Raw genomic sequence first — 12,139 nt, 5'->3', positions numbered from 1 at the left:
TGTGAAGTTTGCACCTGACTTTGTCCGCCCCGGACGATCAGGCCTTGCCCGTCATCACCATGTGCGCCAGCGCGTCGGCGTCCAGGCCCGCCACGTCGCGCTCGACGACCTTGACGCCGCTCTTGAGAATCGCGACGCGGTCGGCCAGCGCGACCACGTCGGCCATGTTGTGGCTGATCAGGATGACGGTGCGCCCTTCCTCGCGCAGCTTGCGCACCAGGTTCAGGACCAGCGCGGTTTCCTTGACGCCGAGCGCGGCGGTGGGCTCGTCCATGATGACGACGCGCGCATCCCAGCGCAGCGCCCGCGCGATGGCCACGGCCTGGCGCTGGCCGCCCGACATGCGTTCGACCGGGCGGTCCATGTCGTCGATCGGCACCGACAGGCGTTGCAGGTAGCCGCGCGCCTCCTGCGCCATGCGGCGCTTGTCGAGCACGCGCAGCGGGCCGATGCGGCGCACCAGTTCGGCGCCCATGAAGACGTTTTCCCAGATGGACAGGCGCGGCGCCAGCGCCAGGTCCTGGTAGATGGTGGCGATGCCCTGCGCCAGCGCGTCATGCGGCGAGCCGAACACCACCGGCTTGCCATCCAGGCTCAACTCGCCGCCCGTGGGCGCCTGGGCGCCCGAGATGATGCGGATCAGCGTGGACTTGCCCGCGCCGTTGTCGCCGCAGATGGCCATGACGCGGCCCGCCGGCACCTCCAGGTCGACGCCCTTCAGGGCCTCGACGGCGCCGTAGGACTTGCGGACTTGGCGGAGCGATAGCGCGGCGGGCGGAGCGGCGGTCATGGTGGCGGAAGCGGACATGAAGGATGCGGCGGCAGGCGACGCGGCACGCCGCCTGCCGTGGGCCTATTTGGCGGGGGTCAGGAATTGCTGCACGTTGCTGGCATCGACCAGCACCGAGTCCATGAATAGGTAGGGGCCGGACGCGATCTTGTCCTTGGGCTCTTTCTTGACGACGATGCGGTCAATCGCGTCGATGGCGGTGACGCCCAGTTGCTCGAACGGAATCATCATGGTGGCGGTGATGAGGCTGCCGGGATCGGCGATGCGGCGATAGGTCTCCGGGCCGCCGTCGACCGACACCAGCGTGATGTCGCCCTTCTTCATGCCTTGCGCCTGCAGCAGGTCGTCAATCACGTAGGCCTGGCCGTCGAACGAGGCCCAGACGCCCTTGAACTGCCCCTGGTTGCGCAGGAACAGCGCCTGCATGCCGTTGCGCACGTCGTCGCGCCAGCTTTGCGTGCGCGCCATGCTGAACTTGGCCAGGTCCTTGACGGCGGTGTTTTCCGACAGCACCGCGTCGAGCATCTTGCCGCGGATGCGGGTGCCGGAATTGCCGTCGAAGCGGGCCGACAGGATGTTGCCCTGGTAGCCCATCTTGCCCAGCAGGTACAGCACCGATTGCGCGCCGGTGGCGTATTCATTGACCTCGACGTCGAACAGCATGTGCGGGCTGGCGCCGGACATGACGCCGACCACGGCGATGCCCTTTTCCTTAGCGGCCTGCAGCTGGGCGTCGGTCTCGACCGGCTTGCCCATGGCGATGACGATGGCATCGACCTTCTTGTTGACCAGCGTGTCGAGCTGCTCGGCCAGCTTGGGCAGCGAGCCCTCGGCGTTCAGCTGCGTCACGGTCCAGCCCTTGGCGCGGGCGGCTTGCGCGGCCGCGTTGGCGGCGCGCGCATGGGTTTCCGAGGACATCTGGAAGGCCACCACGCCGACGTCGAACGCGTGCGCGGCGCTAGCGGCCAGCGCCTGTGCGGCGAATGCGCCCAGCAGCAGCGTGCGCTTGAAGAATCGGTTCATGCTGTTTCCCCTTCCTATCCGAATTTGAAGGCCGCTTTCTTGAGCACGGCCGATGACACCGCGACGGACGCGACGATGATGAAGCCAAGGACGATGTCCTGCACGTAATAGGCCGCGCCCATCAGCACCAGGCCGTTGCCCAGGACCTTGAGGATCAGCGCGGCCACCAGCGTGCCGGGAATGTTGGCATGGCCGGGATTGAACATGGTCATGCCCAGCAGCACGGCGGCGATGGCGTACAGGAAATAGTCGCCGGCCATGTTGGGCGCGGCGGACGACAGGCTGGAAGTCAGCAGCACGGCGGCCAGGCCGGCGCACAGGCCGGACAGCGCCAGGCCGATGCTTTTCATGGCGCGGATGTTGATGCCTGCCAGGCGGGCGGACTCGCCAGCCTCGCCGGTGGCGGTCATGCGGGCGCCGGTGCGGGTCCACTTGACCAGGAAGAAGGCGAACAGCACCGCGCCCACCATCCACAGCACCAGCGCGGGAATGCCGAAAGGCTTGCCGCGCGCCAGGTCGGTGAAGGCGGCGGGCCAGCGGCCCACGTACGAGACGCCGTCCGTCAGCATGAAGGCGAAGCCGCGCGCCATGGCGGCCATGCCGAGCGTGGCGATCAGGGAGGGAACCCGCAGCCGGGTGACGGCAAAGCCATTGAAGAGGCCGCAGAACAGGCCGACGCCCAGGCCGGCGGCGATGGCCAGCAACACGGGCTGGCCGGTGTGCACCAGGGCGCCGGTGACCACGGCGGCCAGGCTGGCCACGTCGGCCACGGACAGGTCCAGTTCCGCGGTCACCAGCGCCAGCGTGAAGCCGATGGCGATGATGGCCAGGAAGCTGGTTTCCTTGGCGATGTTCAGCAGATTGCCGGGCGCGGCGAAGTTCGGGGCGGCTATCGCGAAAAAGCCCACCAGGACCAATCCCGCAATTGCCGTGCCGTACTTTTCCAGGATGCCGCGCATCGCCTCGCCCTTGCTGCATGTGATTGATGGCGCGCGCGCCTTGCCGCGCCTCGCCTGCCGGCCGGATCGTCGTCCAGGCCTGTGGCGTCGTAGTGTATACCCGGCACACGCGCGCCGGCACCGGGGCGCGCCGGATCGCGCCTAGGGTTTTACCCCAGCCGCAGGGCCGCCAATGCGTGCGACACGGGCGCCAGCGCGGCCTCGGCGGCGCGGAATTGAGCGTACAGCCGCCGATAGGCGGCGACGCGCTCGGGCCGAGGCTCGTAGCGCCGGGCGACGCGCGCCAGCGCGTCCTGCGCCGCCGCGAAGCTGGCGTAACGCCCCACCCCGGTCCAGGCCGCGGCCGCCGCGCCAAGAATGCCGGGCTGGTCGGCCTGGCCGACGATGACGGGACGCTCGCAGATATCGGCCTTGGCCTGGCACCACCGCGAATTGGACGCGGCGCCGCCGCCGAAACGGATTTCGGCCACGGGCTGCCCCAGCGCGGCCTCGGCGCGCTCCAGCACGATGCGGTTCAGGAACGCCACGCCTTCCAGCACGGCCCAGGCCAGGTCGCCCGGACCATGGCGGCGGTTCAGGCCGACAAAGGCGCCGCGCAGGTGCGGATCCCAGTAAGGCACGCGCTCGCCCTGCAGGTATGGCAGGAACAGGGCCGGCTGCGGATCGCGCGGCGCGCCAAGCAGGGCATCCATCGCCGGGCCGACGCCGGCCATGCCTTCAGCGCCCAGGCGGCCCAGCAAGGGCAACAGCCAGGCAATGGTGTCGGCGCCATTCTGGCCCGGCCCGCCGACCTGGTGATGGCCGCCGCCCCAATCCACGGTCATCAGGCCCTCGGCACGCACCGGCTCGGCGCCCACCGCGCCGAACACTTCGGTGGTGCCCGAGATGTTGTAGGCGTATCCCGGGCGCAGCGCGCCCAGGCCGGCGACGGCGGCCCAGGTGTCGTTGGCGCAGGCGATCACGGGACGGCCGGCCAGGCGGGCCAGCGCGCCCGGCAGCCCGGGCCGCACCGGGCCGACGATGTCCAGGGGATCGAGCAGGTCGGGCAACCAGGCGGGACCGGCGCCGATGGCGGTCAGCAGGTCGCCGGCAGGCGCCGCCGCGGCCGGCACATCCGCGACGGGCGGAGACGCCTGCCCGGCGGCTACCGGGCCAAGCGCCGCCGAAGCCGCCAGGCGCGCCAGCGAGACCGTGTCGCTGGCCGCCCGGCCGGTCAGGCGCAGGTTGAGGTAATCCTTGGGATCCAGCACCGTCCGCACACGGGCCGCGTGCGCCGGTTCCTTGCGCAGCAACCAGGCGATGCGGGCCCAGGGATGGAAGGCGTTGATCTGTCCGCTTTCCGGATGGCCGGCCGGCAGCGACGACAGCCATTCGGGCAGGTCCACCGCCGCCCGCGTATCGCGCCAGGTGATGGCCGGCCGGATGGCCGCGCCCTGCGCGTCCACGAACACCTGCGTGCGCGTGACGCCGCAGATGGCAATGGCCTGGACCGCATCGAAAGCCGCCGCGCCGGCCTGCGCCACCAGGGTGTCCGCCAGCGCCTGCAGGCCGCGCCACCACGCGTCGGCGTCGATCTCATCCCAACCGGGCTGAAGCGCAACACCCGCCGGGCTGTCGATGAAGCAGGAATGGGCGATGCCGCCCTCCCCGTCGACCAGCGCCGCGCGAAAGCGCGTGCCGCCCAGGTCCACCGCGAGGACGTAGTTCACAGAAGCATTCATGACATCGATCGAAAAGGCAAAGGGACGGGCGCGCCGGAACCGGCATATTACGAAAACGCCCCTTCCGGCGCATCAATGGAATCGATGGCACGGCCCCCTGCCCCCAATCCCGCACCTTCCCATCGCCGGCCCTCCCTACGCTGCGCCGCAGCACCGGATTCCCTATCAATTGATAATTTCTGTTCAGGTGACAGCGGCCGGCGGCGTGCGACAGAATGGCCTGCGCCTGGCGGGAGACAGCCGGGCCCCACATCCAAGAGGTCCAGGCCCATGAAGCCATCCAGGAACAAGGTCATCATCACCTGCGCCATCACCGGCTCGGTCCATACGCCGTCGATGTCGCCGCACCTGCCCGTCACGCCCGACGAGATCGCCCGCTCCGCCATCGAGGCGGCCGAGGCCGGCGCCGCCATCGTGCACTTGCACGCGCGCCAGCCGGACACGGGCCAGCCAACACAGGACCCGGCGCTATACGCGCAGTTCCTGCCGCGCATCAAGGCCGCGTCCGATGTGGTGATCAACATCACCACGGGCGGGTCGCCGGTGCTGCCGCTGGCCGACCGCATGGCGCCGGCGCTGCGCTTCAAGCCGGAAGTCGCGTCACTGAACATGGGTTCGATGAACTTCGGCATGTACGAACTGCTGGAGCGCTTCAAGACGTTCTCGCACACCTGGGAACGCCCCTACCTGGAAGGCAGCAACGACCTGATCTTCAAGAACACCTTCAAGGACATCGAGCACATCCTGACGGCCTGCGGCGACAACGGCACGCGCTTCGAGATCGAGTGCTACGACATCGGCCACCTGTACACCGCGGCCCATTTCGTCGACCGCAAGCTGCTCAAGCCGCCTTTCCTGATCCAGTCCGTGTTCGGCATCCGTGGCGGTATCGGCACGCACCCCGAAGACGTGATGATGATGAAGCGCACCGCCGACCGCCTGTTCGGCGCCGACTACACCTGGTCGGTGCTGGCGGCCGGACGCAAGCAGACGCCGCTGGCGACGATGGCGGCCACGATGGGCGGCAACGTGCGCGTGGGGCTGGAGGATTCGTTGTGGGACGGGCCGGGGGAACTGGCGCGCTCCAACGCCGACCAGGTGCGGCGCATCCGCCGCATCCTGGAGGACCTGTCGCTGCAGATCGCCACGCCCGACGAGGCGCGCGCGACCCTGCAACTGAAGGGCGGCCGCGACGTCGCGTTCTGAGCGGCGGCGGGGCCACCCACCACAACAAGATCCGCGGGATCGAGGAGACAACCATGAAAAAGACACTGTGCGCGGCCGCGCTGGCCGCCGTGCTGGGCTGGACGGGCGCGGCGCGAGCCGATGACGGCGTGATCCGCATCGGCTTCATCACCGACATGTCGGGCCTGTCGGCGGACGCCGACGGCCCAGGCGGCGCCGAGGCCATCAAGATGGCGGTGGCCGACCTGGGCGGCGTGGTGGCGGGCAAGAAGGTCGAGGTGCTGGTGGCCGACCACCAGAACCGCGCAGACATCGCCTCGTCGCGGGCGCGCGAGTGGCTCGACCAGAAGGGCGTGACCATGCTGATCGCTGGCGCCAACTCGGCGGCGGCGCTGGCCATGGCCAAGGTGGCCGAAGAGAAGAAGACGCCATTCTTCGTGGTGAGCGCCGGCGCCTCGGAACTGACCAATTCGCAATGCACGCCCTACACCGTGCACTATGTCTACGACACGGTGTCGCTGGCGCGCGGCACGGCGCGGGCGATGCTCAAGGAAGGCAACAAGGACTGGTTCTTCCTGACGGTGGATCACGCTTTCGGGCAGGCGCTGGAACGGGACGCTTCGACCGTCGTGCAGGCCGAGGGCGGAACGGTCAAAGGGCGCGTGCGCCATCCGCTGAACACGGCGGACTTCTCGTCCTTCATCCTGCAGGCGCAGGCCTCGGGCGCCTCGGTGCTGGGGCTGGCCAACTCCGCCAGCGACACCAGCAATGCCGTCAAGGCGGCGGCCGAGTTCGGCCTGACGCCGAAGATGAAGATCGCCGGCCTGCTGGTGCTGATCACCGACATCCACGCGCTCGGCCTGCCGGCCGCGCAGGGCATGTACCTGACCACGGCCTGGTATTGGGACCAGGACGACGCGTCGCGCCAGTGGGCGGCGCGCTTCGAGGAGAAAATGAAGAAGAAGCCGTCGATGCTGCAGGCCGGCGACTACTCGGCCACCACCACCTACCTGAAGGCCGTGGCCGCCACCGGCAGTACCGATGGCGACACGGTGATGAAGTGGCTGAAGGCCAACCCGGTGAACGATTTCTTCGTGAAAGACGGCAGGATCCGCGCCGACGGCCTGATGGTGCATGACATGTTCCTGATGCAGGTGAAGACGCCGGCGGAATCGAAAGGCCCGTGGGACTACTACAAGCTGGTGGCGCGCGCGCCGGGCGACCAGATCTATACCTCGCCGGCCGAATCGACCTGCCGCCTGATGAAGCCCTGATCCTGCCCGGATCGCCATGAGCAAGGAACCTGCATGACTGTCAAAAATCCCATCCCGGCGGACATCGGCGCCCTGCCCGTGGACCTGGCCGGCAAACGCGTCATCGTCACGGCCGGCGCGGCCGGCATCGGCGCCGCCATCGCCGGCGCTTTCGCGGCGCGTGGCGCGCGGGTGCATGTATGCGATGTGGACGAGCGCGCGCTGGTGGCCTGCCCGCATCCCTGGTCGCGCGCCGACGTGAGCCGGCGCGACGAGATCGACCGCTACATGGGCGAAGCGCTGTCGCACCTGGGCGGACTCGACGTCCTGGTGAACAATGCCGGCATCGCCGGGCCGACCGCCGGCATCGGCGACATCGCCCCGCAAGACCTGGACGCCACGCTGGACATCAACCTGGCCGCGCAGTTCCACACCGTGCGGCACGCGCTGCCGGCGCTGCGCGAAGCGGGCGGCGGCAGCATCATCAACATCAGCTCGGTCGCCGGCCGCATGGGCGTGCCGATGCGCACGCCCTATGCCGCCACCAAGTGGGGCGTGGTCGGCCTGACCCGTTCGCTGGCGGTCGAGCTGGGCGGCTACGGCATCCGCGTCAACGCACTGCTGCCCGGCCTGGTGGCCGGCCCCCGCATCGACCGGGTCATCGAGGCCCGCGCCCGCAACATGGGCGTGACGGTGGCCGAGGAGACCCGGCTGGAGCTGGCCGGCGTCAGCCTGGGGCAATTCGTGCGCGCGGCGGACATCGCCAACATGGCGCTGTTCCTGGCCAGCCCGTTCGGGGCGATGGTCAGCGGCCAGGCCATCAGCATCGACGGCGATCTGCAATCGCTGCCCTGGCAGCCACCCACGGACTAGCCCCTACGCCAACAGCTGGACGGTCCGCGCATACACGCCCTGCTGCCGCTGCCGGGCGGCCGCGTGCAAGGCCTGGAGCAGGTGCTCGACTGACTCCCGGCTGGCGGCCTCGTTGCGCGCGATCAACACGAAATCGAACCATTGGCGCGAGGCCAGCGGCAGCGCCACCAGGTCGGGATAGGCCGCCGTGATGTCGGAGGCCGACAGCGCGTTGACCATGCTGACGCCCCGCACCGCGCACACCGTGCCGGCGAGCAGCGACATATGCGCCCGCATGCCGGAACGCAACTGCATCGACTCGGCGATGTCGCCCTGCGGCATGACGTAGTCGGACCACAAGGGCTGCACGTAGCTGTCGGGACGGATGTCGGCCACCGCCACCACCTCGCCACGCGCCAGGGCATGCTCGCGATGCACGATCGCCATGACCTCGGTGCGCAGGAACGGCCGGAACATCAGCCGGGAATTCTCCTGCGCCACCGCGCCCAACCCGAAATCCGCGCGCATGGTGTCGACGGCGCTGATCGCCTGTACCGACGACTCCAGGTCGATCGAGAACGGCCGCGTGCCGTGGGCGTCGAGATAGCGGCGCACCGCGTCCGGCGCATAGGACAGGGCCAGCGCGGGCGAGCTGGCGATACGCAGGCCGCGACCGCCGAACTGCTCGATGCTGTGCAGCGCCTCGTCGATGCGCACCAATTCGTCCAGCACGAACTTGGCCTCGCCGTACAGATACTGCCCCGCCTCGGTGGGCCGCAGCGTCTTGTGGGACCGGTCGAACAACTGCACGCCGGTCGCCTGTTCGAGCCGCGAGATGGCGTGGCTGACGGCCGGCTGGGTCAGGTGCATGGCCTGCGCGGCCTGCCGGGTGGACCCGGTCATGACGACGGTGTAGAAGATGCGCAGGTCGTGGATGTTGAAGTTGCGCTTCATGCGGTATCGCGGCTCCCCTGTTGGCGCGGAGGCTCGCTCCGCCCGATGCCTGATTCTAGGTCGAGAACGCCGCCAGGAGCAGGCGGACCGGACGGGCAACCGTCCGGCATCCGCGAATCGCCGTCACGCCTGGTCTTCGGAGTAGATACCCGCCGAGATGGTGGCGCTGCCCACGAACATCTCGCCATACAGCACCGGCACGGGGTTGCCCTGCGCCGTGGTGTTGACCGGGCCGTTGAAGTTGTACGACGCGCCGTTGTCGGGCCCGTCCTTGACGCTCAGGGCCCGTTGCTGTGGCGTGAGCAACTGCACCACGCCGCCCAGCGTCATCGCCAGGCCCATGGTCATCAGCGAGGTGCTGGCGCCCGCCCACAACGCGACGTTGACGCCGGGGATGAAGGACGCGACGATCATCGCCACGCCCACCACCACCTGCATCAGGCCGCCGCGCTTGGCGCCGGTGGGCATGGGCGCGATGCGGATGTCTTCACGGCCGGCCGGCCGCGCCAATTCGCTTTCGTCCAGGTTGCGGCGGCCAAGGAAGCAGGCGTAGCGCACGCCCCTGGATTCGCTGTCGAGCAGGCGGGCTTCGAAGCCGGGCAGCAATACGCACAGCGCGCGTACCGCTTCGGCGGTGCTGGAAACGGCCAGCTGGTGCAGCCGGCCGAACTCCGCGCCCAGCCGGCCGTAGAGGCGGACGGTGGTGAGGGGTTGGGTCATGCCTGGCTCCCCGGCAGTCCTTGCGGCCCGGCCGCGGCGTCGGCCGGCTTCGGGTAGCGCTGCTTGACGTCGCGGCATTGCGCCACCCAGCTCGTCACCTCGTCGGGCAGCGCCTGGCCCGACGCCTGCAGGTGCGCGGCGAACTTCATGATCGCGTCGAGCTGGTCGCCGATGGCGGGATAGGCGCGGGCGCGCAGCGGCGCGTAGGGTTCATAGTGGCGGATTTTCAACGGTGAACTCCTTGTTCAGATAGGGCCAGGCTTCGACGGTGACCTGGAATGTGCCGGGAGATCCAAACTCCAGATCGACTTCGGCCTCGGTGCACGGGTACACAGCACGGCCGATCCGGATCGTGCACGGGACAGGCAACGCCGACAATGTGTGGCGCGTCAGGATGGAGGGCGATTCCGGCCGTGATGCGAGGGCTTTCTCCCGAACATATTGCAGATCGGGATTGCCCTCTCCCTCGACAAAGGGATCTCCCGTCACCGCCGAAGTCGCCTCCACGCTTTCGCGCGGTCCACGCATGACGCCGACAATCCGACCCGTCGAGTCGTAAAACGATGCGATGTACATATTCATTCCTCTCACCTTTTCACCATCAGCGCCACGATCCGGATCTTTGCGCCATTGCTCACGGAACTCGATGAATTCACGACGATGGTGTTGTTGCCGCGTATCGCATTCCCAACGGTTACCGCGGTAAGCGGCATGCTCGTATATTCCCAAGGCTGACTCCCGTCCCCGCTGCCACTCTGCCAGGCTGAATGGGAACCCGTGGCTTCCTCCATCAAGGCGCCATTGACATAGATGCGCAAATTGGATGCCATGCCGCTGTAGCCGGACCGGTACGCAATCACCACAACAGGACCATCTACGTTGCTATTGATGACGAGGGTCCCGGCTCCAGGCCCGGACCACGACACGGGAATCGTCACAGCATTCCCAGCGATCGACAGCGTATCCACCTGCGCTTCGTGAATGTTGGCACGCTTGATATACGCCTGCCCCACGTTGGCAAGCTGTGCGGCAATCGTCCCGACATCGATGCGCTCGGCGCTCATCACTCCTGCGTTGATCTTCTCCGCGCTCAAGCTCCGGATCATCGCATTCGTGATCCTGCCCGTCCCGATGACCGCATCGTTGATGAACGTCTGCCCGTTATCGATCACGAACGGCGTGGTCGTCGCGCCGTTGGCCAGGTTCAGCAGCGCCAGCCGGTCGGCCAGGAAGTACACCGAGGTCTGCATCGATCCGTCGGGCTGGCTGTACGCCCCCAGCGACATGCCGGCTGCGTAGATCTGCTTGTCCTTCGTGACCTGGGCCTTGATGCTCCAGGTGGCCTTGAGCTGACCGTCCACGTCCACCAGCGCATTGCGCGTTTCCTGCACGCCGGCGGCGGCGCCGTTGGCGGTCGCCATCACCGTGTCGACGCGCGAGGACAGCGCCCCATCGGCATCGGCCCGCTTGGTCTCCTCGGCCGTGATCGCGGCGCGGGTCTCATCCAGGCCGGTGGTCAGGCCGTCGATGGTGCCGGTCAGTTCCTGGGCCAGCTCGTCGCGGCTGATCTTGCCGTTCAGGTATTCCAGGATTTCGCTGGCTTCCCAGCTGGATTCGCCCATCACGCCCTGGTCGCCCGGATACCAGGCGCCGATCTCGCCGTTCAGGGCGACGATGCGGCCCCAGAAGTAGAAGCGCTTGCCGGCCGCCAGGCCCATCAGGGTATGGGCGCTTTGCGGGAAGGCGAAGTCGCCCAGCTTGATGGCGCTGGCGCGGTCGTTGGACGCGCTGTACCAGATCTCGGTGCGCTGCGCGGTGAAACGCCCTTCCGGAAAGGCCCAGCGCAGGTCGATGCCGAACACCAGGGGTTTGGTGGCCAGCAGCGCCAGCGCCGGCGGCGGCGCGATGTCGCCTTCCAGCATCGTCTCGGTGGAATTGACCCACACCGACGAGATGTCCGACACGTTGATCGCCCGCACCCGCGCCACGTAGGCGCCGGCGCGGATGTCCGGCAATTCCAGCGTCAGCGCGCCGGTGCGGCCCGCCTCGACCCAGTCGGAATTGTCGCGCCGCCACTGCACCTGGTAGGCCACGGCCGAGGCCGCCGCGTCCCAGCTGATGACGCCGACGTGCCGCGCCAGGCCCTGGTCGATCACCGAGCGCGAGGCCAGCCGGATGTTCACAGGGGCCGGTTGCACCGACGGCGGCACGACGGTGATCGGCTTGGGATCGAGCCGCGTACCGAAGTCGACGTTGTCGAACTTGCCGGGTTCGTGCTGCACGGCGGCGATCTCGGCCACCAGGCCTTGCTTGCGCTTGACGCTCAACACGCGGAACGTCTGCGCCGACAGGGCCTCGGATTCCAGCGTCCACACGCATTCGGCTTCCGGCGCCTGCGAGAACGGCGTGGTGACCGTGATGTGCAGCACCGTGCCGGGCAGGCCGACCAGGTCGGCGGTCAGCTCGGTCGAATCCACGGTGAAGACGGTGTTGTCCACGGTCAGGCCGGTGCCCACCGCCGTCGCCACCACGCGGGTTTCCGACAGGCCGTTGGGCAGGTTGACGGTCAGGCGGTCGCCCGGCCGCACGCCGAGTTCGGCATCGACCGTGATCTTGCTGATCTCGCCTTCACGGATGCGGCCGCCGATGCGGCGGCCCGCCAGGTGCTGGTCGGCCACGCGG

The 12,139-nt window shown here is 68.5% G+C and carries 12 protein-coding genes; 3 read left to right on the top strand and 9 right to left on the bottom strand.

What is annotated here, in order from left to right; genetic code table 11:
- Nucleotides 1-37: 37 nt before the first annotated feature.
- From AOZ53_RS19290 to AOZ53_RS19275, 4 genes are all read right to left on the bottom strand, one after another.
- Entirely contained in the window at nt 38-808 is a 771-nt protein-coding gene (locus AOZ53_RS19290; RefSeq protein ID WP_049076483.1) for an ATP-binding cassette domain-containing protein, read from the bottom strand.
- 45 nt (nt 809-853) lie between these two features.
- The gene (locus AOZ53_RS19285; protein WP_054488937.1) at nt 854-1,813 is read right to left on the bottom strand and encodes a sugar ABC transporter substrate-binding protein; all 960 of its coding nucleotides are present in this window, start codon (nt 1,811-1,813) and stop codon (nt 854-856) included.
- A 14-nt stretch (nt 1,814-1,827) separates the two neighbouring features.
- Complete coding sequence (locus AOZ53_RS19280) at nt 1,828-2,772, bottom strand: ABC transporter permease (protein ID WP_054429155.1); 945 nt, start codon at nt 2,770-2,772, stop codon at nt 1,828-1,830.
- A gap of 149 nt (nt 2,773-2,921) precedes the next feature.
- Nucleotides 2,922-4,493: a xylulokinase gene (locus AOZ53_RS19275; RefSeq protein WP_231690644.1), complete on the bottom strand. Its 1,572-nt coding sequence runs from the start codon at nt 4,491-4,493 to the stop codon at nt 2,922-2,924.
- Between the two features lie 270 nt (nt 4,494-4,763).
- Here AOZ53_RS19275 and AOZ53_RS19270 point away from each other — a divergent pair, with 270 nt between their 5' ends.
- The 3 genes from AOZ53_RS19270 to AOZ53_RS19260 are packed head-to-tail and all read left to right on the top strand — an operon-like array spanning nt 4,764 to nt 7,804.
- On the top strand, nt 4,764-5,699 hold the full coding sequence (locus AOZ53_RS19270) for a 3,5-dioxohexanoate:acetyl-CoA acetone transferase (protein ID WP_054475654.1): 936 nt from the start codon (nt 4,764-4,766) through the stop codon (nt 5,697-5,699).
- A 53-nt stretch (nt 5,700-5,752) separates the two neighbouring features.
- On the top strand, nt 5,753-6,952 hold the full coding sequence (locus AOZ53_RS19265; protein ID WP_054475652.1) for an ABC transporter substrate-binding protein: 1,200 nt from the start codon (nt 5,753-5,755) through the stop codon (nt 6,950-6,952).
- A gap of 33 nt (nt 6,953-6,985) precedes the next feature.
- The gene (locus AOZ53_RS19260; protein WP_082385684.1) at nt 6,986-7,804 is read left to right on the top strand and encodes an SDR family oxidoreductase; all 819 of its coding nucleotides are present in this window, start codon (nt 6,986-6,988) and stop codon (nt 7,802-7,804) included.
- Nucleotides 7,805-7,807: 3 nt separating this feature from the next.
- Here AOZ53_RS19260 and AOZ53_RS19255 read toward each other — a convergent pair whose 3' ends face one another.
- The 5 genes from AOZ53_RS19255 to AOZ53_RS19240 all read right to left on the bottom strand — a co-directional run.
- Nucleotides 7,808-8,737, bottom strand: a complete 930-nt coding sequence (locus AOZ53_RS19255) for a LysR family transcriptional regulator (RefSeq protein WP_054488933.1) — start codon at nt 8,735-8,737, stop codon at nt 7,808-7,810.
- Between the two features lie 123 nt (nt 8,738-8,860).
- Nucleotides 8,861-9,457: a tail assembly protein gene (locus AOZ53_RS19250; RefSeq protein WP_054488931.1), complete on the bottom strand. Its 597-nt coding sequence runs from the start codon at nt 9,455-9,457 to the stop codon at nt 8,861-8,863.
- Complete coding sequence (locus AOZ53_RS19245; RefSeq protein WP_054488929.1) at nt 9,454-9,687, bottom strand: hypothetical protein; 234 nt, start codon at nt 9,685-9,687, stop codon at nt 9,454-9,456. Before AOZ53_RS19245 ends, AOZ53_RS19250 begins: the two co-directional genes overlap by 4 nt.
- A complete protein-coding gene (locus AOZ53_RS34255; RefSeq protein ID WP_156333440.1) occupies nt 9,668-10,039 on the bottom strand; it encodes a hypothetical protein in 372 nt (123 codons plus the stop codon). Before AOZ53_RS34255 ends, AOZ53_RS19245 begins: the two co-directional genes overlap by 20 nt.
- 5 nt (nt 10,040-10,044) lie before the next feature.
- The coding region (locus tag AOZ53_RS19240; RefSeq protein ID WP_156333439.1) for a phage tail tip fiber protein at nt 10,045-12,139 on the bottom strand (2,095 nt) is incomplete at its 5' end.

The sequence above is a fragment of the Achromobacter sp. 2789STDY5608621 genome (assembly GCF_001299375.1).
In the GTDB taxonomy this organism is placed as follows: Bacteria; Pseudomonadota; Gammaproteobacteria; order Burkholderiales; family Burkholderiaceae_B; genus Achromobacter; species Achromobacter insuavis.
Note: the sequence above shows the minus strand (reverse complement) of the source record. Positions and strands in the feature narration are given on the sequence as shown.